The organism is Vibrio sp. Vb1980, assembly GCF_033338615.1.
Classification (GTDB): Bacteria; Pseudomonadota; Gammaproteobacteria; order Enterobacterales; family Vibrionaceae; genus Vibrio; species Vibrio alginolyticus.
Genome location: NZ_JAWOSZ010000004.1, coordinates 237,250 through 262,885, shown reverse-complemented (window position 1 = coordinate 262,885; position 25,636 = coordinate 237,250). Strand labels below are relative to the sequence as shown.

Annotated in this window: 20 protein-coding genes; 9 read left to right on the top strand and 11 right to left on the bottom strand. The window is 45.4% G+C overall.

Annotated elements, in window-relative coordinates; translation table 11 throughout:
- Positions 1–48: 48 nt before the first annotated feature.
- Positions 49–954 carry a 30S ribosomal protein S6--L-glutamate ligase gene (gene rimK / locus R7F64_RS10140; protein ID WP_005374224.1) on the bottom strand — a complete coding sequence of 302 codons (906 nt, stop codon included), beginning with the start codon at positions 952–954 and terminating at the stop codon, positions 49–51.
- A gap of 329 nt (positions 955–1,283) precedes the next feature.
- Complete coding sequence (locus R7F64_RS10135; RefSeq protein ID WP_203345261.1) at positions 1,284–1,898, bottom strand: TetR/AcrR family transcriptional regulator; 615 nt, start codon at positions 1,896–1,898, stop codon at positions 1,284–1,286.
- Between the two features lie 155 nt (positions 1,899–2,053).
- On the opposite strand from R7F64_RS10135, the gene R7F64_RS10130 reads away from it, so the two are divergent.
- Together R7F64_RS10130 and R7F64_RS10125 are read left to right on the top strand one after the other, a co-directional pair.
- Positions 2,054–3,067 (top strand): MBL fold metallo-hydrolase, encoded by a 1,014-nt coding sequence (locus R7F64_RS10130; protein WP_031780877.1) that lies wholly within the window; start codon positions 2,054–2,056, stop codon positions 3,065–3,067.
- Between the two features lie 82 nt (positions 3,068–3,149).
- Positions 3,150–3,494 (top strand): DUF5329 family protein, encoded by a 345-nt coding sequence (locus R7F64_RS10125; RefSeq protein WP_138939798.1) that lies wholly within the window; start codon positions 3,150–3,152, stop codon positions 3,492–3,494.
- Here the strand turns inward: R7F64_RS10125 and R7F64_RS10120 are convergent.
- Both R7F64_RS10120 and R7F64_RS10115 read right to left on the bottom strand, forming a co-directional pair.
- Complete coding sequence (locus tag R7F64_RS10120; RefSeq protein ID WP_318071657.1) at positions 3,462–4,361, bottom strand: LysR family transcriptional regulator; 900 nt, start codon at positions 4,359–4,361, stop codon at positions 3,462–3,464. The two genes, R7F64_RS10125 and R7F64_RS10120, sit on opposite strands and share 33 nt — an antisense overlap.
- A 1,336-nt stretch (positions 4,362–5,697) precedes the next feature.
- On the bottom strand, positions 5,698–6,036 hold the full coding sequence (locus R7F64_RS10115) for a YggL family protein (RefSeq protein WP_005374208.1): 339 nt from the start codon (positions 6,034–6,036) through the stop codon (positions 5,698–5,700).
- Between the two features lie 266 nt (positions 6,037–6,302).
- On the opposite strand from R7F64_RS10115, the gene R7F64_RS10110 reads away from it, so the two are divergent.
- Complete coding sequence (locus tag R7F64_RS10110) at positions 6,303–8,339, top strand: PhoX family protein (RefSeq protein ID WP_171342683.1); 2,037 nt, start codon at positions 6,303–6,305, stop codon at positions 8,337–8,339.
- Between the two features lie 118 nt (positions 8,340–8,457).
- Here the strand turns inward: R7F64_RS10110 and R7F64_RS10105 are convergent, their stop codons facing one another.
- The gene (locus R7F64_RS10105; protein WP_039989596.1) at positions 8,458–9,849 is read right to left on the bottom strand and encodes a glycoside hydrolase family 1 protein; all 1,392 of its coding nucleotides are present in this window, start codon (positions 9,847–9,849) and stop codon (positions 8,458–8,460) included.
- Between the two features lie 147 nt (positions 9,850–9,996).
- Positions 9,997–12,057, bottom strand: coding sequence for a sensor histidine kinase (locus tag R7F64_RS10100; protein WP_171342681.1), 2,061 nt, complete (start codon positions 12,055–12,057; stop codon positions 9,997–9,999).
- Positions 12,058–12,228: 171 nt separating this feature from the next.
- Here R7F64_RS10100 and R7F64_RS10095 point away from each other — a divergent pair, with 171 nt between their 5' ends.
- Entirely contained in the window at positions 12,229–13,578 is a 1,350-nt protein-coding gene (locus R7F64_RS10095) for a sigma-54-dependent transcriptional regulator (RefSeq protein ID WP_005374204.1), read from the top strand.
- A gap of 43 nt (positions 13,579–13,621) precedes the next feature.
- Here the strand turns inward: R7F64_RS10095 and R7F64_RS10090 are convergent, their stop codons facing one another.
- Together R7F64_RS10090 and brnQ are read right to left on the bottom strand one after the other, a co-directional pair.
- Complete coding sequence (locus R7F64_RS10090) at positions 13,622–14,830, bottom strand: GGDEF domain-containing protein (protein WP_005374203.1); 1,209 nt, start codon at positions 14,828–14,830, stop codon at positions 13,622–13,624.
- Positions 14,831–14,933: 103 nt separating this feature from the next.
- Positions 14,934–16,244, bottom strand: a complete 1,311-nt coding sequence (brnQ, locus tag R7F64_RS10085) for a branched-chain amino acid transport system II carrier protein (RefSeq protein WP_318071656.1) — start codon at positions 16,242–16,244, stop codon at positions 14,934–14,936.
- A gap of 836 nt (positions 16,245–17,080) precedes the next feature.
- Between brnQ and R7F64_RS10080 the strand changes: the two genes are divergently transcribed.
- The 5 genes from R7F64_RS10080 to R7F64_RS10060 all read left to right on the top strand — a co-directional run bounded on the left by R7F64_RS10080 (position 17,081) and on the right by R7F64_RS10060 (position 22,485).
- Entirely contained in the window at positions 17,081–18,091 is a 1,011-nt protein-coding gene (locus R7F64_RS10080; RefSeq protein ID WP_318071655.1) for a TAXI family TRAP transporter solute-binding subunit, read from the top strand.
- Positions 18,092–18,179: 88 nt separating this feature from the next.
- The gene (locus tag R7F64_RS10075; RefSeq protein WP_145472589.1) at positions 18,180–20,303 is read left to right on the top strand and encodes a TRAP transporter permease; all 2,124 of its coding nucleotides are present in this window, start codon (positions 18,180–18,182) and stop codon (positions 20,301–20,303) included.
- An 8-nt stretch (positions 20,304–20,311) separates the two neighbouring features.
- Positions 20,312–21,544 carry an L-2-hydroxyglutarate oxidase gene (lhgO, locus tag R7F64_RS10070; RefSeq protein ID WP_169628636.1) on the top strand — a complete coding sequence of 411 codons (1,233 nt, stop codon included), beginning with the start codon at positions 20,312–20,314 and terminating at the stop codon, positions 21,542–21,544.
- A 144-nt stretch (positions 21,545–21,688) separates the two neighbouring features.
- Positions 21,689–22,006 carry a GrpB family protein gene (locus tag R7F64_RS10065; RefSeq protein WP_033906247.1) on the top strand — a complete coding sequence of 106 codons (318 nt, stop codon included), beginning with the start codon at positions 21,689–21,691 and terminating at the stop codon, positions 22,004–22,006.
- The gene (locus tag R7F64_RS10060; RefSeq protein WP_033906248.1) at positions 22,003–22,485 is read left to right on the top strand and encodes a hypothetical protein; all 483 of its coding nucleotides are present in this window, start codon (positions 22,003–22,005) and stop codon (positions 22,483–22,485) included. The genes R7F64_RS10065 and R7F64_RS10060 overlap by 4 nt, the downstream gene beginning before the upstream one ends.
- A gap of 46 nt (positions 22,486–22,531) precedes the next feature.
- Here R7F64_RS10060 and R7F64_RS10055 read toward each other — a convergent pair whose 3' ends face one another.
- The 3 genes from R7F64_RS10055 to R7F64_RS10045 form a co-directional block, all read right to left on the bottom strand.
- Positions 22,532–22,924 (bottom strand): hypothetical protein, encoded by a 393-nt coding sequence (locus R7F64_RS10055; RefSeq protein WP_042523401.1) that lies wholly within the window; start codon positions 22,922–22,924, stop codon positions 22,532–22,534.
- A gap of 174 nt (positions 22,925–23,098) precedes the next feature.
- Positions 23,099–24,097: a cytochrome d ubiquinol oxidase subunit II gene (cydB, locus tag R7F64_RS10050; RefSeq protein WP_042523399.1), complete on the bottom strand. Its 999-nt coding sequence runs from the start codon at positions 24,095–24,097 to the stop codon at positions 23,099–23,101.
- 10 nt (positions 24,098–24,107) lie between these two features.
- Entirely contained in the window at positions 24,108–25,496 is a 1,389-nt protein-coding gene (locus R7F64_RS10045) for a cytochrome ubiquinol oxidase subunit I (RefSeq protein WP_042523398.1), read from the bottom strand.
- Between the last annotated feature and the right edge of the window lie 140 nt (positions 25,497–25,636).

Here is a 25,636-nt window from a genome sequence, read left to right as displayed (position 1 = left end):
GAGTAACAAGAGAGCCGATTTTTGGCTCTCTTGTGCGTTAAACAAAAATCAACCTTTACCGCGAGTACGGTTTGAATTTGGCTTAGCGTTTTTCTCGATAAAATCGAAGATCATACCTGCAATGTTTTTACCCGTTGCTAGTTCGATGCCTTCTAGACCAGGGGAAGAGTTCACTTCCATTACCACTGGGCCATTTTTAGATTGAAGGATATCCACACCACAAAGGTTCAAGCCCATCACTTTCGCAGCATTTACAGCGGTCGCACGCTCTTCTTTGCTCAAACGTACGAGTTGTGCAGAGCCGCCACGGTGAAGGTTAGAACGGAACTCGCCTTCTTTTGCTTGGCGCTTCATTGCGGCGATTACTTTATTTCCGACAACAAAACAACGGATGTCCGCGCCTTTTGCTTCTTCGATAAATTCTTGCACCATGATGTTAGCTTTCAAACCCATGAAAGCTTCAATCACACTTTCTGCCGCTTTATTTGTTTCAGCAAGTACAACACCAATGCCTTGAGTGCCTTCTAGCAATTTAATCACTAGAGGTGCGCCACCAACGTTTTTGATCACGTCCTGAATGTTGTCAGGATGGTGAGCAAAGCCAGTGCGTGGCAAACCGATGCCTTTACGTGATAGCAATTGCAATGAGCGCAACTTGTCACGAGAGCGGCTGATCGCGACAGATTCGTTGACACAAAATGTACCCATCATTTCAAACTGACGTACAACAGCAGTGCCGTAAAACGTAATAGATGCCCCAATACGCGGAATAACAGCATCGTATTGCGGTAATTCTTCACCCTTGTAGCGGATCTTAGGGTTGTTGCTCGTAATGTCCATATAACAGTGAAGCGTGTCGATCACATCGATTTGATGCCCACGTTCTTCACCCGCCTGTTTTAGGCGCATGGTTGAATATAAATTCTCATTACGAGAGAGAATAGCAATACGCATGGCAATTCCTTAGTAAGTCAGTACCAAATTAAAATATAAGTATAGAGCATAGAATGCAGTAGGCAGGTGATCATGTTATGACATAACCTACTTACTTCAACGATTTAGAATTGTGGTTGAACAACCACGTCGTCAGAGGTGCGCACCTTAGGGCGTTTTTTTGTGAGATGAAAACGAAAAAGCATCGTCGACACGACAAAAATATTTTATCGAACGCTCACGCCTTGCGGTATGAGACTGTCAAGGGTGAGATAAATAAAATTGAGCAAAAATTTCATCGCTTTGTCACGAATTATCGCTTAAAAAAGCGGCCAATTTGACCGCTGTTTTTAGCTGTTTTGATAGTGACTTAAAAAAAGTTCCGCCGTTTGGGTAGCTAACAGCCTAGATTCTTCATTCGACAAAGAGGGGCAAATTCCCATTAACTGCGGCCAGAATGCACTGCCTTTAAGTAAGTTGTGCAATTGAGTGCTTGCTATATGTACATCATCAATTTGCAAAGCGCCACTGTTCGATTTCTCAGTAAGCCAGCGGTACAGGGCGGTTTCCTGTTTCGACATTTGTTCTGCTTGTTCTTTGAGATCTTCCGGCTTAAATAAGAAGTGCCCAAATGCCACTTTTGCCAGCTCAATATAGTTTGGTGCCGTTACCACAATGATCTCGCTGTAGAGTAATTCAATCAATTGATCTTTGAGTGGCAGAGTGGCCAAGCGTTTTATATCGCTTTCCATCATTGACGAACGCCAAAGCTCAGTCAGCAACTCCGTCACGATCGCTTCCTTAGAAGGGAAGTGATTATAGACCGTGCGCTTAGAGACTTGTGCGATTGCAGAGAGCTTATCCATGCTGGTGTTTTGCACCCCAAACTCTTGGAACGCTTGCCTTGCCGCGCACAAGATGGCTTCTCTTTTGGTTTCACTACGACTTTTTCTTTTTACATTCATAAGCTTGCTAAGTTAAGAAGATCGTTTCTTGATCTATTTTACACTAAGTAGTTTACTTTTGATAATTAGAATGTAAACTGCACCGTGTAGTTTACTTCTGTTCGGGTTAACTTTTTATGAAAAAAACTTTGCTAGCCACAGTAGGAGCGTTCGCGATGGGTACATCAATGATTTCTTGTTCTAATGTTGATACTGAAAAAGCGCCAACATACCCGGACAAATTTGCAAATACAGAGTTGGAATACAAAAGCGGTTTGGGCGACATGTTCGAAATCATGAAAGCGTATTTTACGACTGAGCGCCTTAACCCAACACCAACGATTGAAATTCCAGTGCATGCGATCACAGCGCGGCAACTGTTAGAAGAGCAAGATGACGTCATCTATCGTCTGGGTCACTCAAGCGTATTAATGAAGCTCGACGGAAAACTGGTGATGACCGACCCTGTATTCAGTGATCGCGCGTCTCCTGTACAATGGGCAGGGCCAAAACGCTTTCACCAAACCCCCATCACGATAGAAGATTTGCCAACTATCGATGTGGTGGTGATCAGTCATGACCATTACGATCACCTAGATAAAGCTTCTATTAAAGTGCTAGGCGACAAGGTGGGCACTTTCTTGGTACCGTTAAAAGTTGGCCAATTACTGGTGAATTGGGGTGTGCCGAAGGAGAAAGTGATCGAGCTAGATTGGTGGGAGTCACATTCTGTCGACGGTATTGAATATACATTGACTCCGACTCAGCATTTCTCCGGTCGAGGTTTGACAGACCGCGATACGACACTGTGGGGCAGTTGGGTTATTAATGCACAACAACACAAAGTGTTCTTCAGTGGTGACTCTGGTTACTTCAATGGCTTTAAAGAGATTGGTGAAAAGTACGGTCCGTTTGACTTCACTATGATCGAAACCGGCGCATACAATGAACTTTGGTCAGACATTCACATGTTCCCAGAGCAAAGCGTTCAAGCACACATTGATGTGCAGGGCAAAGTGATGATGCCAATTCACAACAGTACGTTTGATTTATCGATGCATGATTGGAATGAGCCGATGCAACGCGCGTTAGATATCAGTGAAGAGCGCGGTGTAACGTTAGTGAGCCCTGAGATTGGTCAACGCTTGGCGATTGCGGAGCCTCAGCCTGCGAAGGCATGGTGGCAATAATGGCTGAGCTAAACAGCCAAACATCAGAATAGTTAAGTCACTTATTAGTAGTTACTTGGTCAGGGATAAGGATAAAGGTGCGATGAAAGCAAAGTGGACGTTGTTACTTACATTAAGCATTCTGCCTACCTTTGCACTAGCAGGGGTAGAGCAAGATATCTCGACGTTGATAAAACGATTTGAGCAATCCTCTTGCACCTTTATCCGCAACGGCAAGGCGTACACTAATCAAGAAGCGGCAGAACACATGCGCAATAAATGGGATTACGCCAAAGATGACGTTGATTCCGTGGATGTGTTTATAAAAGAGGTCGCGTCAAAGAGCTGGTTATCTGGCAAACCATATTGGGTGGATTGCCAAGAGGAACGCATTACCAGCGAAGAGTGGCTAACATCATTGATGCGCGCCACCAATCACATCCAATAACACTTCTTTGATGGTCTGATAGCGCAGAGGTAGAGCACGACTGCGCTTACGAACTAGAAATAGCTCTTCACATACAGTGTTTTTCAATTGAGCAATGTGTAACGTGTCTTTTAGCGGAAAATTGTCGACCGCACTTTGAGGCAGCACGGTGAAGCCAAGTCCTTTGCTGACAGGTAGCAAAATTTGGCTCAATTGATTTACGTAGCCGGATAATGGTAAATCGCTCATCTTAATTTCTTGGAGCTGTGGTTCTTCACACTGGTCAAAAAACAGCGTCATGTAATGCTCGGCATCAGGGTGGCTAATGACACCACAGTCATGCAAGAGTTGTGGCGTTATCTGCTTATTTTGATAATGCTTTGGCAGAACCAAGCACAACCTCTCTTTACCAATTCCCTCACTGTGAAACAGACCTTTGTTGGGAACATCAGTCACGATACCAATATCGATGTGCCCTTGCGTTATGGCGTTGAGAATAGATTGATTTGGCGCGGCTTCTAAATGTAACGATAAGCTCGGGTGCTGTTTTTGCTTCTCCAAAATGGGCCCATACAACATTAACGCCATTGCACCAGAACAAGCCAGTTTACAGTGGCCTGAAAACGCATCATCAAAACTGAGCTCTTCGAGCAGCTTCTTCTCTCTATCTTCTAACTCGAGCGCATATGCGTAGACAATCCTGCCTTGCTCGGTTAATTCGAAGCTTTTGTTTTCGCGCTTGATCAAGGCATGCTGACAACTTTGCTCTAATTTTTTGATGTGTTGGCTGACGCCAGGCTGAGTCATAAAAAGTTTTTCTGCCGTTTGCGTAAAATGACCGACTTCAATCAATGTCTTAAATGTATGTAACCAAACAGGATTAAGCATAGTGTGTGATTTTCTGAGAGCTTCGTTGGGAGACGTAAAGAAAATGATAGCACGGTGTTTTATGAAAACAGAGAAGACTTAAACGATAAAGATGAATCTTTATCAATACATTACAGACAAAATAAAACCCCGCCTGGTTTCCCAGACGGGGCTTATTCTTTTTCGCAGCAATCCAGCTACTAATAGGTGCTCCCTGCATCTATCCTTGATTGTGGCTAAGTCCTTTAACCGAGTTCCTTGTTCATCGCCTTCCTAGCGGTGTCCATTCTTGCCTATCATCCTGACGGGCGAACTCTATCCTAGAGCTTAACTACATCCTTGCTGACAACTCATCCTAAGCTATCAAATCTTCATCCTGAAGATACCCAATCCTTTAGGCTTTTTTCCTGTTCCCGCCAACATCCTGTCGACAAGTTGAGTATTGATGTTTTGCTGATTTGACTCAATTAACTTTTCTAAATTATTTTTACTTATTATTTTAAGTGAATTTAAATATTACTTTTAAATCATATGCTTAATGTTTTTTCTGGCATTGCTCTTAGAGGTGATTAATCTATTTGCTTACAACTCTTGTAAGAGATCTCGCACAGGTTTGGTGGTGAATGTATTAATGTGCGCTTTTTGTTCCGAGTTCTGTGGATTGAACTGGATCACAATGCGTTAAAAGGGAGGCGATAAAGATGAAAGTGAATTGATCTTGAGTAGAGATTTGTTTGAAAAGAAATAAAAAATCTTGCGGTTTTTATAAACAGTATGGTAAATCTGAAATGCCCACCTTGTTAATCCTTATTAAGATTCAATGACAGTATAAGTAGGGAACTTGATTGCCATTTTTCTGTCATATCTGGTGAGTAAGTTAACTGTGTCAGATAGATAATATGCCGTTTGCCAGTAAAAACAGGCTGCAAGAAATCGGTAATTATCATTATGTTGTGAAATTGGTCACGGTTAAATGATTGATTCCCTTATAGATTGAAGGGGATACGACCTTAGACAATAAGCTCCATGAGGAGCGTTACTTATATAAGATGAGGGACTTTACTATGAAAAAGACTAGAAGAGCTCAGCTACATCGTGTGCGTATTCAATACTGGAAAGACACGAAAGACGCCCCAGCTAAAAAATCATAGTTAATTATACCTAAAGGCACGAGCTGGCTGTGGAACACAGTTTCCCGTTGATTGCCAGCTCAAAAACACCACAATCACATTCACTCCGCGCAACTTCCCAAACCCCTATTTTTACTATCGCATTCTTCAAAAAATAAAAAAGCCAGTCTTAAGACCAGCTTTCTCTACCATTTACTGAGCTCTGCGTATTACAGGTTGCCCTTTAGTTACAGGTAGTTGGCGTCAACTAGTTCGCCCGCTTGCGCGCTTTTCACTTCTGGACGTGCTTCTAACCATTTAATAACTTGCGCTTTCTGTTCTTCAGTCGCACTGCCGTAACGGTCAGTAGAACATAGGAAGCCTTCAAACAGTTCTAGACCACCGCCACCGAAGCAAAGACCAAGCTCGTCAATGTAGTCGATAAAGTCATCAACGAATGCATCGTAACGGTCGAAGTCGTTAATGTCTGTTTCACAGCTGATCTCGAAACCTAGGATTGCGAACTCACCTAAGAACAGCTTTTTACGGATACGACGGCTCTTGTTATCGATCTTGTCTAATTTCATGATTATCTCTCGTAGATGATTTGATTTCGTACACCTTATACCTTCTATCACACTTTAGCCCAAGTAAAATCAGAATGAAGCGATACAGTTGGTGATTATGTGACCAGAATTTAATTGCTTCGTTAGCTGTGTTGGTTGGTTTGCAGTATTGTTGAAACACAAGTTTCATATGTTTTAAGCACTTTTGTCATTTTTCTTATCCAAACTTCTTGCCGTTCAACTAATCACTTATTTATTAATTAAACTATAAGATCGGGAAAGTAAAAATGAGCAAGGAAACCTTTGACGCGACGCGTTATAACCAAAGTGAAAACAAACCATTTGAAGAAGTATTAGAAGCGAGCCTATCTCGACGCAGCATTCTGAAAGGTGGTTTAGGTATCAGTGCGATGACAGCGTTTGGTGCTTTCGGATTGGCTGGTTGTAACTCGTCTGACTCAGGGAGTACAGTAAGCAGTGGTTCGGGCGCATCTAAAGCCGTTCTTAACTTTGAATCTATCCCTGGCTCACTCACTGACGCAGTTTCAATTCCACAAGGCTACACCGCACAAGTACTAGTACCTTGGGGAACACCACTTAATGCGCAAGGCAGCGCATGGCAAAATGATGGTACCAACACCAGTACCGATCAGTTAAATGCGCTAGGCATGCACCATGACGGCATGCATTTTTTCCCATTGAACGATAGCACTACAGATGGCTTGCTATGTATTAACCACGAGTACATCGACACATCAGCACTGCATCCAAATGGTCCGACGGTTGAAAATGGCGTACGTACCATTGTAGATGAAGTGCGCAAAGAGATTAACGCGCACGGTGTGTCAGTGGTTCGAATTCAACTGGAAGACAACATGTGGAAGTTGGTTGATACCGATCCACTAAACCGTCGTTATACTGGTGCGACAGTCATGGATTTGTCTGGCCCGGTGGCCCACACATCTTTAACTGTCACTCGTTTCTCGCCAGATGGCAGCCAAGCGCGTGGTACGTTAAACAACTGTGGCAACGGCTACACGCCGTGGGGCACGTACTTAACGTGTGAAGAGAACTGGCCTGGTTACTTTGTTAACGCCGGGACTCGTACAGAAGAGCAAGATCGCATTGGTGTTGATGACCAAAGCACACGCTACTTGTGGGAAACATTAGCAGGAAATGCAGAAGAGCGTCTTGATGAGTTCTCTCGCTTTAATGTGGCTCCAACAGGAGCAAGTGCGATGGATGATTACCGTAATGAAGCCAATGGTCACGGTTACATTGTCGAGATTGACCCTTACACGCAAAACTCACGTGCGAAGAAACGCACTGCGCTAGGTCGTTTCCGTCACGAGGGCTGTACTTTCGGTAAGCTTGAAGAAGGCAAACCAGTGGTATTTTATTCTGGTCACGATTCTCGCTTTGAATACCTATACAAATTTGAATCTGCGGCAGCGTGGGATCCAGCAGATGCTAACCCTGATAACCGCTTGGCGATGGGTGACAAGTACATGGACGAAGGCACACTGTATGTGGCGCGCTTCAATGAAGACAGCACAGGTACTTGGTTACCATTAACGCTTGATAGCGTAACAACCGCTGGTGGTACGTTAGCGGATCACTTTGATTCACTGGCTGAAATTATCATCAATACTGCGGGTGCGGCGGATTTAGTTGGAGCAACACCAATGGATCGACCAGAGTGGTGTACGGTTGATCCATTCACGGGTTCAGTATATTTAACATTGACGAACAATACGCGCCGTACAGATGAAACCAATCCTGCGAATCCACGTTTGAATAATAAGTTTGGTCATGTTATTCGTTGGGATGAAGGTGCTTCAGCAACTGACTTTACTTGGGATATCTTTGTGTTTGGTTCGCCAGCAAATGGTGATGCAGATACCAACCGTTCTGGCTTGAATGAGTTAAACCAGTTTGCGAGCCCAGACGGCTTAGCGTTTGACCCTCGCGGTATTCTGTGGATTCAAACAGACAACGGTGCAGACGAAGTGACGTCTTACACCAATGACCAAATGCTTGCGGTTGTACCTTCTAAGCTGACGGATGAAAACGGCACACAAGAAGTGATCGGTGCAGAAAACCAAGCTGAGTTGAAACGTTTCTTTGTTGGCCCTAACGGCTGTGAAGTGACGGGCTTTACCATTAGCCCAGACTACAAGTCTCTGTTCGTGAACATTCAGCACCCAGGCAACTGGCCTTACAGCGACAATGCAGCAGAAGAAACACCTGCGGGGATGACACTGCGTCCACGTGCCGCGACGGTGGTTATTCGCCGTGAAGACGGTGGTGAAATTGGTGTTTAACCAATAGGTCATACGACTGAATATCGGGAATAAGAAAAGCCCTGCGTTTGCAGGGCTTTGTTTTTTCTATCTAAATACACATGCACTTTGTATCTAGGCTTGTATCTAGATAATAAGCTTAGTTTTTCAGCGAGCCGCCCGCAGTGCGAATCACATCTTGATACCAGAAGAAGCTCTTCTTACGTTTACGTTCTAACGTACCTTGACCATCGTTGTGGCGATCAACGTAGATGTAACCGTAACGTTTGCTCATTTCAGCGGTTGAGTTCGCGACCAAATCGATTGGTCCCCAACTGGTGAAGCCCATCAGCTCAACGCCATCCAAAATTGCTTCATGTGCTTGTACAAGATGGTCGTTCAAGTAAGCGATGCGGTAATCATCTTGAATCTCACCGTTTTCATCGATTTCATCACGCGCACCTAGGCCGTTTTCTACGACGAACAGTGGCTTTTGGTAGCGGTCGTGAAGGAAGTTCAGCAGAACACGCAGGCCTTTTGGATCGATCAGCCAGCCCCATTGGCTCTTTTCAAGGTATGGGTTTGGTACGCTATCGACGATGTTACCCACTTCTTTCTGTTTCGGATCCGCACTTGCACAGCCGCTTGCGTAGTAGCTGAATGAGATGAAATCGACACTCGCAGACGCAATTTCTTCTAAGTCGCCTGCTTCCATCTGAATTTCGATGCCGTTTTCACGGAAGTAACGCTTCATGTAGCCTGGGTACTGACCACGTGTTTGTACATCACCGAAGAACAACCACTTGTTGTTTTCATGCATGGCAGCAAGCACGTCATCAGGGTTACAGGTGTATGGGTAGTTGATTGCGCCAAGCAGCATGTTACCAATCTTGCCGTTGGGTACGATTTGCTGACACAGTTTTACCGCTTTTGCGTTGGCGACTAGTTGGTGGTGAATCGCTTGGTAAATCTCTTGTTCACTGGCGTCTTCTTGCAAACCAACACCAGTAAATGGTGCGTGTAGAGACATGTTGATTTCGTTGAACGTTAACCACAGCTTCACTTTGTCTTTGTAGCGTTCCAGCACGGTGCGGGCATAACGTTCGAAGAATTCGATGACGCGACGATCGCCCCAACCGCCATAGTTTTCAACCAGTGCGTAAGGCATTTCGTAGTGAGATAAAGTTACGAAAGGTTGGATGTTATGCTCGGCAAGTTCGTCAAAAATTTTATCGTAGAACGCCAAACCTTCTTCGTTAGGTTCTAGCTCGTCACCGTTCGGGAAGATGCGGCTCCACGCTAAAGACAGGCGCAGACAGTTAAAGCCCATCTCTTTGAATAGCGCAATGTCTTCTGGGTAGCGATTGTAGAAGTCGATCGCCACGTCTTTGATACCCGGCGTACGCTCTTCACGAGTTTGATGCGGACTCAAAATACCGTTTGGCAGCATGTCTGATGTCGATAACCCTTTACCCCCAAGGTTGTACGACCCTTCTACTTGGTTTGCAGCAATGGCACCGCCCCAAAGAAAATGTTCAGGAAACTTAATCATGTTTCTCACTCTTTATCGTTCGGAAGTTATTCGTTTTATTTGCTTGAGAATAGTGTAGGTCAAGGAGGGATTCTTGTATCGAGATCGTGTTTTTCTCAAACAGCGGGGATGCCTAGTTCTAATGATGATTTTGTAATCAATATCACCTTAGGCTGATTTGAACAATAAAGTGAAAGTCAGCCCATTTTGTTCATTCCTATGCACGGTAATTTGTCCGTTCATATCACGCATATTGTTGGCCGTAATTGCTAAACCCAGCCCTAAGCCTTCACCAATTTTCTTTGAGGTTTGGAAGGGCTCGAACATGGATTCAAGCATCTCATCCGACACGCCGCAGCCATTATCACTGACGATCAGTTCGACCCGATTGCCGGTTGGATTGACGATCAAGTTGAGCTGCGGGTTGGTGGTATTGTTCATTGCGTCTAGCGCATTCGAGACAAGATTACCGAGCACCTGAAGCAGTCGTTGTTCTTCACCCATGATGTTAGGTAAGTCATGAGGAACTCGAACACGTACATCCACCTTGTCTAATTGGGATTGATAAACGCGTAAGGTTTCTTCGAGTGCGGAGGTAAGAGAAATCGCTTGTAGGCTTTCTGGTTTGTTATAGGCGAACGTCTTTAACTGGCTAGTCATGCTTGCCATGCGATCAATCAGCTTCTGCACCAATACATTGTTGGCTTTCATCATCTCGGTTTCGCCACGTTCTGCTAACAGTTCGTTTGTTGTGAGCAGGGTACGCAAACCAGTCAGTGGCTGATTGAGTTCATGAGTAATCGCGCTCGACATGCGACCCAAGGCGGCCATTTTGCTCGATTCAATCAACTGGCTTTGTGCTTCTTTTAGCGCTTGAGTTCGCTCTTCAACTCGCTGCGCCAGTTCTTGGTTGACCTGTTGCAGTGATTGCTCGGCTTTTTTCCGCTTACTGATGTCTATGATCGTCGCAAGGAAATACTGCTCGCCATGCCAAGGGAAACTGGTCAGTGAGAACAAGACAGGGAAGACGCTACCGTCACTGCGTCTGGCAATGGTTTCGACCGTGCTGATCTCTGCGAGCTCTTTATGCTTAGGCAGGTCCTTTAGTAACTTAAGTGTTGTGGAATTGGGATTGCCAGCGTCGAATAACTCCCAAGCAAAAGCGTGTCGATTGACGCTTTCTGGTAAACAGAACAAACGTTTCGCCATTGGGTTGAGGTCGAACAGTTGCCCTTGTTCATCAATCAATAGCAAACCAACGTGGGTTTTATTGATCATCTGTTTCAAGCGGCGTTGGGACTCTTCCAACAGAGCTTGAATTCGTTGTTGATTGATGTGCTTTTGTCGTCGTTGTAAGCCAATGATGACGAGCAATACAACCAATAAGAGCAGCGCTGCTACGCTCCAACCAATCACATTGATGGTTTGTTGAATCGGCTTAGAAGGGGTGAGGTAGCTGACGTACCAATTCAAATCATCTAATTTAACGGTGTGTGCAAAATAACGCTGTTGGTTGAGCGTCCACACACTGATGTTGGTGTTGTCGTATAAGCGTTGCGTTTCTAACTGAACGGTGTTGCTCGGTTCGTTAAACCAGTCTGCGTTATAGAGCGAGCTGCTCGATAGGAAAAAGCGTTGCTGACGGTTCTGCAACGTAATGATGTCTTGGCTAGTAATGGTCTGTTCGGTCAATAGGCTAAGGTTGATTTGCACCACCACAATGCCAGCGATATCCAGACCATCGTAGATAGGGGCTGCAAGATAATACAATGGGCTCGAACCTTTGGTTTTGTTCACCAAGGAAACACCGCCGCCTTGGTTGTGAATTTGTTCCACAATGGCTTTTCGGTCAGACAGGCTAAAGCGCTCTTCGATCAAACTTGAGACCAATACTTCGCCAGAGTTAGACAGGATTAGCCAACCTTCCGTATTGGCGGCTTTATCTAGTTGAGTCAGTTGGGTTTGCAACGGTTCGTAATAAGTCAGATTCCCTTTCACAAAAGCGATGGTTTCTGGGTTATTGGTGACGAGGTAAGGTAAGTGGTAGAAACGTTTGAGTGCACGGCGAACTTCACCGATATAGTCGAGCAGTTTTTGTTGAGCTTCGGTTTGAGTTTGTACGCTCAACCATTGACGAGCAACCTCTCTGCTGGCGCTATAACAAGACAACATCAGCACTGCTGCAATTACGACCACAAGCCACGTTTTGCCATTCCTTTTGCGCTGCATACTGACTCCGTTCAGCTAGTGCGTTCTCACCGAGAGTCATTAAAGAGTGCGCCTAACTGGTTGGATGTTAAAGACTTGTAAGCAAGAAGTGAGATCTAGCTCCTTTTCTCCTCAGTGGTTTTTGCTACCGTTAGCAAAGAGCGATTTCTATTCCACCTACGGTAGTAACTCATGGCTTTTGACGACACCCCTAAAATTGCACTTATCGAAGACGATGACATTGTTCGTCAGGCTACCAGTCAGTGGCTGCAACTGGCGGGGTTCGACGTGACCGCATTCAGTTTAGGAGAAGAGGGGAAAGCGGCCATTCTTAGCCAAGAATTTGATGCGATTGTCAGTGATGTTCGCCTGCCGGACACCGACGGCTTGTCGATACTAGAAAGCCTGATTGCTAATCACATCCCAACGCCAGTTATCTTGATCACCGGACATGGTGACGTCGATATGGCAGTAGGGGCGTTACAAAACGGTGCGTTCGATTTTATTGAGAAACCTTTCCAACCTGAGCGTTTATCCCAACGAGTAACCGAAGCGGTCGAGAGCTATCGCGCACAAACGTCTACTCAAGATCGCCAAGAGTACCTATCTAGCGTTAGCGGCTTAGAAGAGGTGTTGATTGGGCGAAGCCGAGTGATGCAACAGCTTAGAGAACAAGTAGCCAAGTTAGCACGCATTGATACTAACGTGATCATTTACGGCGAAACAGGTTGTGGTAAAGAGCTGGTGGCGACCAGTTTGCATAATGAAAGCCAACGCAGATCCTATCATTTTGTGCCAATCAACTGTGGCGCTATTCCTGAGAACCTGTTTGAAAGTGAGCTGTTTGGGCATGAAGCAGGGGCATTTACCGGAGCGGGTAAAAAGCGCATTGGTAAGTTGGAATACGCGGATAAAGGCACTTTATTCTTTGATGAAATCGAGAGTATGCCGCTGTCCATGCAGGTGAAAGTGTTGCGTTCATTACAGGAACATACGGTAGAGCGCGTTGGGGGCAACCAACAGATCTCAGTTGATTTGAGAGTGATCGCCGCCGCGAAAGAAGATCTCAATGATCATGACGAGTTTCGTCAGGATTTGTACTATCGTCTTAATGTGGCGCAGATCTATTTGCCACCGCTACGTGAGCGAGAAGATGATGCGTTGATCTTGTTCGAACACTTTGCTCTGAAAAGTAACCCTGAGAGCCGCCCACTGAGTGAAGCCGATAGAAAGGCCATTCTTGCTTACTCTTGGCCTGGTAACGTACGTGAGCTTAGGAATGTAGCGATGCGTTTTGCATTGGATGAAACCGTCTCCGTAATGGAAATTCTCTCTAGTCGACCATCCTCAACAACCGAAGAGACGCATGCGGGCGTGCCGTTGGCGATTCAGCTACATAACTTTGAACGTAAGGTGCTACATGATTCTTTAGTCAGGCATCATGGACGCATCAATGAGGTGATGCAGGAGTTGGATTTACCACGTCGAACCCTTAACCAAAAGATGCAGAAGTTTGGTTTGAATCGCTCCGACTATACTTAGTACGATTTCTAGCTAATGTAAAATCATTGGCATAACAAACATGTTATGCGCTTTTGGCAGGAGCTGGGACAAACTTATAATTTAGGTCTTTACCTTCTCCAAACAAGGTAACGAGGTTCCTTCCAGTATGTTTAGAGCTATATAGCGCTTCGTCTGCTTCAGCAAGCGCCTCTTGAAGTGATTGCCCCTCAGATAACTGACTGATACCAAAGCTCATGGTCACTTCAGTTTTAAATGATTGCAAAGCGGTTTCAGTTTCGACCGCAAGGCGAATTTGCTCTGCGACAATTTTGGCTTGTTGTGCTTTTTCGAGCAAAACAATCATGAACTCGTCACCACCAAATCGCACAATGCAGGCTGACTCAGGAAGATGCTTTTTAAAAATAGTGGAGATCGTTGCCATGACGGAGTCGCCAACCGTGTGACCATAGTGATCATTAATCGCTTTGAACTTGTCGACATCAGTCATAATAATGCTGATTGCTTGGCTTTTTTTATGTGCTTTACTAACCAAGTTTGGAACGATTTCTTCCATGGCTCGACGATTATATAGCCCTGTGAGTGCATCTAAATGAGAGAGATCATTTATGGATTGCACCAAGCGTCCGTTAATTAACCACAGCATACTAAAGCTCAAAGCAACGATCAGGCAGATGCTAAATAAGAAAGTCAGCTGATGGATAAGGCCTGCGACCATAAAACTTGGTAACTCACCTGAAAAAGTACTCCAAAGCGCCCTAAATCCCATAAAAAAACTAAATCCAAAGAAAGAGTAAGCCATTGCTTTAACAGGGAGCTTTAAGTCCTTTTGGGTACCTTTAAGCATGGCGACACCACTAAAGAAGGTGACGATACAAATATACATGCTCAGATAAATAATGCGGCTTTTGATAGAAGGGTCATGGAAGGTGAAATAGTAAAATGAACCACTGAAAACAGGTGTTAACAAGGTAAGACAGTGAGCCAATTTTAAAGGATATTGACGAAAAATGCTTACGCTATATAGCGTAAGCAAGAAGCCGACTAATATGAGAGTGTTGGCTATGACGATGGTCAGCCAGTCTGGCGCAGAGCCTCTAAAGCCAAGTAAAAAAGGGCCTAAACCAATAAACAGTAGTGATATCGAGAAGGTTTTTAAGCCTTTGACTCTACCCTGAGTGTATTGATAACAAAGCAGACTAATAGAGTAAATGCAAGAGAACAGAATAACGATAAAGTTCAGTGTTCTGATGTCTAGATACTGATTATCCATAGGCGACCCATATCAATCTTTCATTCAGGCAACTCCTTTGCCTGATATCAATAAGCGAGCTACATAGTAACGCACTTATTGAGCGATGTCTTATGTTAAACGGCTATTCATTCACCAGCTCGAATTGTTCGGTTTGGTTGGTTTTCGTCGTAAACAGCAGACCAACAATCATCATAAATACGCTAGGCACAATCCAGCTAGCAAAGTCATTGTACAGAGGCATGTAATTACCCATCCACTCATCAGTGGAACTTGGCATGTAACCTAGGATGTGCAGCGCATCAACACAACCAAACGTTAGAGCAGTGAACGCCGTCGCGATGACCATGATTTGCGACATCTTGTTGCGCACCGGTGCCATGATCATCAACGCAATCGCTACTGGGTGAAGCGCCACAACCGCTGGTAATGTGATAGCCAATAGTTGCTCCAGACCTACGTTGGCGATTAAACCTGCCAATACCATGGTCGTGATAACGCAGCCTTTGTAGTTCACTTTGCTGAAGGTGTTGTCGTAAAACTCACTGCCTGCGGTGGTTACGCCGATAGCAGTAGTCAAACACGCTAATACCATCACGGCACCTAGTAATAGTGAACCAAATGCGCCGAAGTGGCTGAAGGTGAATGCCGTTAAAATGTCGCCACCATTGCTGAACTCAGAACCCAAGTATGAGCTTGTCGAGCCAATGTAAGCCAATGAGATGTAAACAAACGCCATGGCAACCGCGTACATCAAAGCTGCGATTAGCGTGTATTTTGCGGTGGCTTTCGGGCAATCCACACCCATGCTGCGAATCGCGCGGAAGATAATCCAACCAAAACCGATAGAACCTAGCGCATCCATGGTCATGTAGCCTTGGGTCAAGCCTTCAGCAAATGCACCAGATAGGTATGGTCCCGTTGCGGCAGTTAGCTCACCTGCAGGAGAAACCAAAGCCGTCACAGACATGATGATCAAGATTGCCATCAAGGCAGGCGTTAAGATCTTGCCTAGGTTGTCGACCAATTTACCCGGATATAGGGCAAATAGAATGGTGATAGCACAGAAGGCAATAGTGAAAGGCACCAAAGCTGCATCACCAAACATTGGCGCAAAGCTGAATTGGTAAGCCACGGTAATTGCACGTGGAATCACGAACGCAGGGCCAATTACGATAAATACCATTACCCAAAAACTGGTCGCCAAAGGTTTAGGTAGGGCAGCGGTTAATTTGTCTGAACCGTTTACGATAGCCACCATCACTAGTGCCATCGCAGGCAGACCTACACCCGTTAAGAGGAAGCCAGACATCCCGCTCAGAAAGTTTTCACCTGCTTGGTAACCCAAAAATGGAGGGAAGATCAGGTTACCCGCGCCTAAGTACATGGCGAAAGTCATGAAGCCCAAAGCGGCGATATTGCGTGCGCTTAACATTGTTATTCCTCTTATGTTTCGCTTGGAAGAAACTGAAAGGAATGGGAGGAGTATGTGGTGTTCCCGTCAGCTTCTTCTCAAGCTGACAGAAAGTTTAGATATAGCCTGTCAGCTCTGAATCAGTTCCAGAGAGAGCAGGAGGATCGCAGCAGCAACGCCAGATGGGCGTTTTAAAGCGAATTGTAATTGCGCAGTTGCTGACATGGGTGATCCTTAAAGACGAAAAAATACCAAGGAATACGTTTGCCTTGGCGTGTTGTTACACTAACGAACATAGGGCCATTGGCACAACCCCGAAGTAGAAAATAAGTTGATACGGTCAATGTTTATTTCTTAACTGGTGGATCGAGCTGCTTTTTAAATTAAAAATTAGAATAAATGACTTTTCATTTTTGTAACATGGCTTTCTTTGCTGTATTTTTGTGCTATTTGTAGTCGTTTAGGCTATAAACCTCAGCTGATAAATTGAGCAGTTTAGAATGATGCGCTTTTTCTTCTTATTGTTAAGACGCTCATTAGTTGCAATTCAATCCAAAATTGCATCGGCAAAATATTGCTTATTAGTGAATCGTGCATTTATTTTGTCTTGATCACATTTTATTAACCTTTTGCGATCTAGGCGTGCAACCTTCTCCTCTTCAATGAGCAAGATCTTGCTCATTACTTTGCTATCAAATCAGCATGATTTTGCTCATTTTTGATGTCTTTCAGTACTTAGTTCAATAAATACAAAGGGTTAAAAGTTGGCATTTCAATTGCTCTAGGGAATGTGTTGTTAATAAAGGTTTAACATGATGTAAATCCCCAATCGTGAAACGACTACACGGAGAGTAATAATGAAAATGAATAAGCTGGTAAAAGCTTTGGCTGTCGCTGTGACTTCTTTTGGTATTGCTGCTAACGCTGCGGCAGAAGATCGTAGCTATATTCTTGCAACGGCATCGACAGGTGGTACTTACTACCCTGTGGGCGTAGCGTTGGCGACGTTAAGCAAAGTGAAGTTGGCACCAAAGCACCACTTCTCCCTTTCTGCAATCAGCTCTGCGGGCTCTGGTGAAAACGTCAAACTGCTGAACGAAAACGAAGCACAGTTCGCGATTCTACAAGGTCTTTACGGTGCGTGGGCTTGGTCTGGCGAAGGTCCTTATGAGAAGAGCGGTCGTCAAGAACAGCTGCGTTCGGTCTCTATGCTGTGGCAAAACGTTGAGCACTTTATTGTTCGCTCTGATCTAGCAAAAACTGGCACTGTGACTGACCTGAACAACCTAAATGGCAAGAAATTCTCTATCGGTAAGAAGAATTCTGGTACGGAGAACTCTGGTCGCCAAATAATGAAAGGTCTGAAGGTCGACCCTGATAAATTCAATCTTGCTTACATGGGTTACGGCGGCAGTGCGAGCGCACTTCAAAACGGCACCATTGACGGCATGAACACGCCTGCGGGTGTTCCTGTTGGTGCGGTCACTCAAGCTTTTGCTGCGCTGGGTAAAGACATTTCGATTCTTTCGTTTACTGACGAACAAATCAAAGAGGCGAACGGTAACTACAACCTATGGACGAAGTACGAGATCCCTGCGAACACGTACCCGGGTCTAGATAAGCCGATCACCACCATTGCACAGCCTAACTTTTTGGCAGTTCGTGAAGATATCTCGGAAGAAGACGTTTACCAGCTAACCAAAGCAATTTACGAGAACCTGCCGTTCTTACAAGGTATCCACAAAGCAACAAAAGCAATGGCGATTGAGAAAGCGATTGCTGGCTTGCCAGTGCCTCTTCACCCAGGCGCGGCGCGTTACTACAAAGAAATGGGCATCGAAATCCCATCAGACCTAATGGCGAAATAACGCCTACTTGGCCCCGAGTTTTGGCTCGGGGCATTTTATCCCTACCGATTTCAAAGATGGAAAAAGCCGCCAGAGCTTGGAGTATGAGATGAGCGACTCAATAGAAAAGGAATTGCAGAAGTTTGAGCTGCCCACGCGCACTGATTTTCCGTGGGTAACCACCACAATTACAGTGTTTGGCGTGGTGTTGTCTGCTTTGCACATTTGGTTTAATACCTTATCAACGTTACCAGAGTTATGGATTTCCGCGACCCACTTTGCTGGCTTTGCGGTGATTTGTGCGCTTTGGTATCCGGCTCATATCTCTCTCAAGCAGAGTAAGATTGCACTCGGCATCGATGTGTTGATTGCCATGGGCGCGGTAGCGTGTTTGCTCTACATTCCCTATGCCGAAGATGCGCTGTACGAACGTGGTGTGAAGTTCGTGACCAGCGATTGGATCTTCGCCATCATGGCAATTTTGATTGTTATTGAGCTGATCCGACGTACCATGGGCTGGTTTATTCCAGTGCTGATTGTGGTGTGTCTGAGTTACGTTGTGCTTTGGGGTAAGTGGGCAACAGGCATTTTCCATTTCCCGGGTTTGAGCATGGAAACCTTGCTCTACCGCAGTTTCTATTCTTCTGAGGGTATGTTTGGCTCTATTTCGCGCATCAGTTGGACTTTCGTATTCATGTTCATTCTGTTTGGGGCGTTTCTTGTGCGTTCTGGTGTCGGTGATTACATCATCAATGTGGCACGAGCTGCGGCTGGCAAAATCATCGGCGGTCCGGGTTTTATTGCGGTGATTGGCTCCGGTTTGATGGGCTCAGTATCTGGCTCAAGTGTGGCAAATACGGTTTCAACCGGTGTTATCAGTATTCCTTTGATGCAAAAAGCAGGTTTTCCTTCGCGCTTCGCGGCGGGGGTGGAAGCTGCGGCGTCAACAGGTGGTCAGTTGATGCCACCAGTGATGGGCGCGGGTGCTTTCATCATGGCGTCTTACACGCAAATTCCTTATGTCGATATCATCGCAGTTTCTTTTATTCCTGCTCTTATCTATTTCTTGTCTGTGGCGTTCTTTGTGCGTATCGAAGCCAAACGCAGCGGCGTTCAAAAAATCACGACCAGCGATGAATCTCTACTGAAAGTGTTGATCAGCGGTTGGCATAACCTTATCCCGCTGGCGGTATTGGTTACTTTGTTGGTTCAAGGTTTTACACCGACTTACGCTGCGGGCTTGTCGATCATCTCAGTGGTGGTGGCGTCTTGGTTCTCGAAAGATCACAAGATGGGACCAAAAGCGATCATCGAAGCACTTTCGCAAGGCGCGAAAAACATGGCGACAACTGCCGTATTGCTGGTGGGTATTGGTCTGGTGATCAACGTGATCAGTACAACAGGCATCGGCAACACGTTCTCATTGATGATCGATGGTTGGGCGAATGGTGACTTGTTCATCATGATCGTTTTGATTGCACTCGCTTCTCTTGTTTTGGGTATGGGTTTACCTGTAACAGCGGCGTATATTGTATTGGGAACACTGTCTGCCCCTGCGCTTTACAAGTTGATTGCAGAAAACCAATTGCTTGAATTGATGGTGTCGGGTCAATTGCCTGAACAAGCAAAAGCTATCTTCATGTTGGCGGCGCCAGAAAAGTTGGAACTGCTTAATGCACCAATGGCGTTGGAAACCGCGAAAGAAATGGTGGCGCTAGTACCTGCGGACTTTATGGAAACCCTACTAGAGCAAAGTTTGGGTATGGAAGCGGTAGGCTTGGCATTGCTGGCTGCTCACCTCATCATCTTTTGGTTATCGCAAGACAGTAACGTTACGCCACCAGTGTGTTTGACCGCTTTTGCAGCAGCAACCATCGCCAAAACACCACCGATGCGCACTGGTTTGATGGCGTGGAAAATCGCCAAAGGTTTGTATCTTGTACCGCTACTTATTGCCTATACAGGCTTGGTCAGTTGGGATGTGACGTCGGTAATTACCGTAGGCTTCTTTGCCATCATCGGTACCTATGCATTGATTGGTGCGATTGAAGGCTACTTGGAAGGTCCTCTAAACATTCTGACGCGTCTCTTGTTGGTAGTGGTGGGTACATTGCTGGTTTGGCACGATATCCCAATGTTGGTTCGTGTGGCAAGCTGTGCGGTATTTGTCGCGGTGTTCATTTACAGTGGTCGCAAGTTCAAATTGCAACAATCTCAACTATCGGTTTTATAAGAGGTCGTATGAAATCAGTCTATGACTACATCATTGTTGGTGGCGGTATCGTTGGTGTGTCGACAGCATGGCAACTACAGCAACGTCATCCAGACAAATCCATTTTATTGGTTGAGAAAGAGTCCGGTTTTGCCAAGCACCAAACCGGACACAATAGCGGCGTGATTCATGCTGGGGTGTACTACGCTCCGGGCAGCTTAAAAGCGGATTTTTGTAAGCGTGGGGTAGAGCGAACCATTTCGTTCTGTGCTGAGCACGATATTCCGGTGGAGAACTGTGGCAAGTTATTGGTTGCGACCAATGAGCAAGAAGTCGAACGCATGAATGCCCTCTATGAGCGCTGCCATGTCAACGGCATCGACGTAAAGCTACTCGATGAAGTTCAACTCAAACTGGCTGAGCCAAACATCACTGGCTTGGGTGCGATTTATGTCAAAACCACTAGCATTGTTGATTATCGTTTGGTCACTGAGCAGATGGCGGAAGAGTTCAAAAAGCTCGGCGGTCAAATCAGCCTGAGAACCAAAGTGGTGGCTGCCGAAGAGAAGGATGAAGAAGTCCAACTGACCTGCATTTCAGACGGTCAAACGATGCAGCTTAATACCAAGTTCTTGGTTACTTGCAGTGGCTTGATGGCGGATCGCATGACTAAGATGATGTCTATTCCGACCGATTTCCAAATCATCCCTTATCGTGGTGAATACTACCGCTTAGATAGCAAACACGACCGAGTGGTGAATCATCTTATTTATCCAATTCCAGACCCTGATTTGCCATTCTTGGGCGTCCACCTGACTCGCATGATTGATGGCAGTGTGACTGTTGGTCCAAATGCGGTTCAAGGCTGGAAGCGGGAAGGGTACGACAAGGTTAACTTCAGCTTGCAAGATACCATGCAAATGCTCAGTTTCTCCGGTTTCTGGAAGGTGACACAAAAGCATCTAAAAACCGGACTGGATGAGTTTAAGAACTCGTGGTGGAAGCCGGGCTACCTCAAGTTGGTCAACAAATATTGCCCTAGCATCAAGGTAGAAGATCTCAAACCATATCCTGCGGGTATTCGCGCACAAGCGGTGTTATCCGACGGAACCTTGGTTCATGACTTTTTGTTTGCCGAGAGCGCCAGAAGCCTACACGTTTGCAACGCACCCTCTCCCGCAGCGACATCTGCAATGCCGATTGGAGAGTACATTTGCGATAAAGTGAATGAGAAGATAGAGGCGAAAACCGAGACGGTTTAACAGTAAAAAGCCAAACCAAAAGTACACCAGAGATGACTCTATTTGTTGAGTAATTAGTGTCGGGTGTGCCGGAAGTTTGGCTTTTACTTTGGTGATTGGATAATTTCCTTCTTATGATATTTGGATTTATTAGGAGAGGGATGGATGAAATTAGGTTTAGCCAATTACAACGTAGGTGTTGTTAAGCATGATCCTGCATGTCGACAGGATTTTGCACGCAGCCGATCTGAACTGGCGTTAGTGACGGAGATGATGTCAACTCAAATCGAGCATATTGGCAGTACTGCCATTTTGGATATGCCTGCCAAACCTATTATCGATATGGTACTAGGTATTGCGCACTTTCCTCATGTTTCTCTAAAACTTTCTTTGATGGAACAAGCTGAAATTACCATCGAAAAATATACGGATGCTAAGGCAAACTTCGTACGTAAAGTCATAGATGAGTTGAAGACAAAATGAAGAAACGGCTTGGATTCATTTTACTTTGTAGTGCATTTCATTCTTTTGCGTATCAACTGCATGAGCGCGACGAGAGCTATGTATTAATTGGTCATGAGCTCAGTGCTGGCTATATCGTTTATGTACCAGGCTCTATGGAAGCAGAAATTACCAATGTGTTTAAATTTGATTGTGAAGGCAGTCGCGTTGAAGCTGTGAAAATTGGTAGCGAGATTAATAACGCTGCGACATATGGCGAGCATCTCCAATACTATTTCTTTCTCGTGAGAGATCATCAGTTTCACGTTCCTCTAAGAATTATTGAATCTTTTAAAACGGTTGATAAAAAGTCAAAAGAGGTTCTATCAGAACATTTACCTTTCACAAAAAATGATGACCTTGGGTTAGCTTGTGATTTAGTTAGGCCTCAGGTTGAAAGCTATTACTTTTCCCAAGCTTTTGAAGCGATACCTAAACATACCAACAATAAAGGCGACTGAATCAGTCGACTTTATTGTGTCGGCTGTAGAGTCGTAGTGTCTATTGCTATTTAGGGCAGAGTTCGCCTTTCTTTGCGTGTCTTTCGATCATGTAATCGCCTCGGGCACTGTGTAATACAATTGCATTCCAGACTTGACCATCTTGCAACTCGAACTCAAACGCATAATGGGTGCCGCCGACCATTTTCGTTCTCACCTCATGAATTGCTTTCAATTTATCATCGGCATTCATTTGATAAAGCACCATGTTGAGTGAGCGTCTGGCGTCAGGAGTTGCCTCAGCAAGTTGCCAATGGCCCTGCTCGTCTGTTGCGGAGCAAATAGACCGAATTTTACTTTTCATGGCGGATGACATCTGCTTGTCTACGGCCAATGCATTTGGTGAAAACAGTGGAACCGTCAAAGGAATCAAAGTTACCAGAAACCGCTTTAAGGTCATAAAAACACTCCGTTGTTTTACTCTTGCTTGAGTATAGACCTCAATGGCTTCAGATGTGGTGCAGTCGACTCTGGGCCTACAATATCGCAGTTTGTATCAACGAACTGATGATAAACAAGGCGACAACGCTTGCCAGCCAAATGCCAATGAACCACAAAATGGGTTTTAGTTTCATCAGTGATATCCTTCTCCACGTTTCATCTTGCCGCGGAAAACCCAGTACGAATAAGCCGTGTAGGCTATGATCAGAGGAAGTAATACCACCGCACCGGCAAGTAAAAATGCCAAACTTTTGTCTGGCGCGGCGACGTCTTGATAAGTGAGTGCGAATGGGACCAAGTAAGGGAATGTACTGACACCGAAACCCATCGCGGACACAAGAAACAGGCCGATCGCAAGAATGTAGGCTCGGACGGCTTTGTGGTCGAGTAAGGCTTTGAATAGCTGCCAAATAAGTGCCGCTGCAATAATTGGTAAGATGAAAAACAGTAGTGAGTTTGGTAATGAGAACCAACGTTCAAATACGATATTTTGGCTCAATGGCAGCCACAAACTGGCGATGAATATACAGGCTACCATCGCTAGTCCCCATCGTCGCGCGACCACGTAATAGCGCCCCATCAGCTCTTCTGGAAGCTTGATTAATAACCAGCATGAACCGAGCAGAATATAAGCACAAACAAGCGCCAGGCCACAAAATACGCTAAATGGTGAAAGCCAATCAAACCATCCACCTGCGTATGCTCGTTCACTAACCTCTATACCTTGGAGCAGGGTTCCGAGCATAATGCCTTGCATCAATGCCGCGGTGAGTGAACCAATGAAAAAAGCGCTATCCCATAAAAACTTTCCGCGTTGTGTTCGGAAGCGATACTCAAAAGAAACCCCGCGCAGAATTAACCCGAGCAGCATTAAAATCAGGGGAGCATAGAGTGCTGGCATAATGACCGCGTAGGCGAGGGGGAACACGGCAAAAAGCCCACCTCCGCCAAGAACTAGCCAAGTTTCATTCCCATCCCAAACAGGAGCGATGCTGTTCATCATCATGTCGCGCTCTTCATCGTCATTAGCGCTGAGGAATAGGATACCAATACCGAGATCAAAGCCATCTAACACGACATAAATCAGAACGGCGAGCCCAATCAAAGCGTACCAAATTAATGCGTAATCCATGAGTTAGCTCCTAGGTTAGATGGTTAGAATGTGTGATGGCATCAGTTTTCGTGCCATCAGGAAGTCGGCTATCTAGACCTTCTTCATATCGAGTTGGAGACTTGCGCATCAAACGTAGGAGATAGAAGAAGCCAGCTCCAAAAACCACAAAGTAAACCACGATGAACGCCGTCAGGGAGACGCTCACCGCGGCGGCATCAATAGGCGATGCCGAATTGGCTGTGGTTAAAAGACCGTATACGGTGTAAGGCTGGCGACCGACTTCGGTAGTTATCCAGCCTGCTAAAACTGCAATGAACCCCGCTGGGGCAAACAGCACACAAATACGTTGAAGTGCCCTCGAATCAAAAAGTTGGCGACGTTTTCTTAGCCAAAGGCTCCACAAACCAATAACAAGCATGCCAAAACCAAGCGCGACCATGACTCGGAAAGACCAGAAAACGATAGAGACAGGAGGGTGTTCCTCCTCTGGAAAAGCATCTAATCCCTTCACTTCACCGTTGAGGTCATGAGTTAAGATCAAACTACCGAGTTTGGGGATTTCCAGTGCGTATTCCATACGTTTTTCTTCATCGTTAGGGATACCGAAGAGGATCAATGGCGCGCCTTGGTGAGACTCATAGTGCCCTTCCATCGCGGCGACTTTGGCGGGTTGATGTTCAAGGGTGTTTAATCCATGCATGTCTCCAGCAACGATTTGAATTGGTGTCACGATGGCAGCCATCCACATTGCCATCGAGAACATAATTCTGGCTAGAGGGTTATGGTTTGCTTTTAGCAAGTGATAAGCGGCAACGCCGGCTACAACAAAGGCGGTAGTAAGGTAAGCGGCGAGCAACATATGAACGAGCCGGTAAGGGAAGGAAGGGTTGAAGACAATCGCCCACCAGTCTTCTGGGACAAACTGTCCGGCTTCGTTGATACTATAGCCCGCTGGTGTTTGCATCCAACTATTAACCGAAAGTATCCAAAACGCAGACAAAAACGTCCCGAATGCAACAATACAAGTCGCGGCGAAGTGAAGCTTCTTACCCACCTTATCCATACCGAAAAGCATCACGCCTAAAAACCCCGCTTCGAGGAAAAATGCAGTAAAAACTTCATAACCCATTAGCGGGCCCAGGATTGGGCCTGTTTTGTCGGCAAACACGCTCCAGTTAGTACCGAATTGATAGCTCAACACGATGCCACTCACCACACCCATACCAAAACTGATGGCAAAGATTTTGATCCAGTACTTATAGATTTGCATGTACTGTTTGTTGCCCGTTTTTAAGTACAAGCCCTCTAATACAGCGAGATAACTTGCCAAACCAATCGTAAAAGCTGGAAAAATAATGTGGAAAGAGACAGTAAAGGCAAATTGGAATCTAGCTAGGTCAATGGCGAGTGTGTCCATGAGCGGTCCCTTTTTCGTTGGATAAACTGTTCGCCGGATTTAAAGAGGAGACAGAAGAGTGGCGAACAAGGTGAAATACGAAGAAGGAAGACGAAGAGATTAAAAAACGATCGCTTTTTACACATGTGCGTACCATCTTT

Excerpts from the sequence above, each read along its gene's own strand:
- rimK (WP_005374224.1), bottom strand. The coding sequence starts at position 954 with ATGCGTATTGCTATTCTCTCTCGTAATGAGAATTTATATTCAACCATG.
- R7F64_RS10135 (WP_203345261.1), bottom strand. The coding sequence starts at position 1,898 with ATGAATGTAAAAAGAAAAAGTCGTAGTGAAACCAAAAGAGAAGCCATC.
- R7F64_RS10130 (WP_031780877.1), top strand. The coding sequence starts at position 2,054 with ATGGGTACATCAATGATTTCTTGTTCTAATGTTGATACTGAAAAAGCG.
- R7F64_RS10125 (WP_138939798.1), top strand. The coding sequence starts at position 3,150 with ATGAAAGCAAAGTGGACGTTGTTACTTACATTAAGCATTCTGCCTACC.
- R7F64_RS10120 (WP_318071657.1), bottom strand. The coding sequence starts at position 4,361 with ATGCTTAATCCTGTTTGGTTACATACATTTAAGACATTGATTGAAGTC.
- R7F64_RS10115 (WP_005374208.1), bottom strand. The coding sequence starts at position 6,036 with ATGAAATTAGACAAGATCGATAACAAGAGCCGTCGTATCCGTAAAAAG.
- R7F64_RS10110 (WP_171342683.1), top strand. The coding sequence starts at position 6,303 with ATGAGCAAGGAAACCTTTGACGCGACGCGTTATAACCAAAGTGAAAAC.
- R7F64_RS10105 (WP_039989596.1), bottom strand. The coding sequence starts at position 9,849 with ATGATTAAGTTTCCTGAACATTTTCTTTGGGGCGGTGCCATTGCTGCA.
- R7F64_RS10100 (WP_171342681.1), bottom strand. The coding sequence starts at position 12,057 with ATGCAGCGCAAAAGGAATGGCAAAACGTGGCTTGTGGTCGTAATTGCA.
- R7F64_RS10095 (WP_005374204.1), top strand. The coding sequence starts at position 12,229 with ATGGCTTTTGACGACACCCCTAAAATTGCACTTATCGAAGACGATGAC.
- R7F64_RS10090 (WP_005374203.1), bottom strand. The coding sequence starts at position 14,830 with ATGGATAATCAGTATCTAGACATCAGAACACTGAACTTTATCGTTATT.
- brnQ (WP_318071656.1), bottom strand. The coding sequence starts at position 16,244 with ATGTTAAGCGCACGCAATATCGCCGCTTTGGGCTTCATGACTTTCGCC.
- R7F64_RS10080 (WP_318071655.1), top strand. The coding sequence starts at position 17,081 with ATGAAAATGAATAAGCTGGTAAAAGCTTTGGCTGTCGCTGTGACTTCT.
- R7F64_RS10075 (WP_145472589.1), top strand. The coding sequence starts at position 18,180 with ATGAGCGACTCAATAGAAAAGGAATTGCAGAAGTTTGAGCTGCCCACG.
- lhgO (WP_169628636.1), top strand. The coding sequence starts at position 20,312 with ATGAAATCAGTCTATGACTACATCATTGTTGGTGGCGGTATCGTTGGT.
- R7F64_RS10065 (WP_033906247.1), top strand. The coding sequence starts at position 21,689 with ATGAAATTAGGTTTAGCCAATTACAACGTAGGTGTTGTTAAGCATGAT.
- R7F64_RS10060 (WP_033906248.1), top strand. The coding sequence starts at position 22,003 with ATGAAGAAACGGCTTGGATTCATTTTACTTTGTAGTGCATTTCATTCT.
- R7F64_RS10055 (WP_042523401.1), bottom strand. The coding sequence starts at position 22,924 with ATGACCTTAAAGCGGTTTCTGGTAACTTTGATTCCTTTGACGGTTCCA.
- cydB (WP_042523399.1), bottom strand. The coding sequence starts at position 24,097 with ATGGATTACGCATTAATTTGGTACGCTTTGATTGGGCTCGCCGTTCTG.
- R7F64_RS10045 (WP_042523398.1), bottom strand. The coding sequence starts at position 25,496 with ATGGACACACTCGCCATTGACCTAGCTAGATTCCAATTTGCCTTTACT.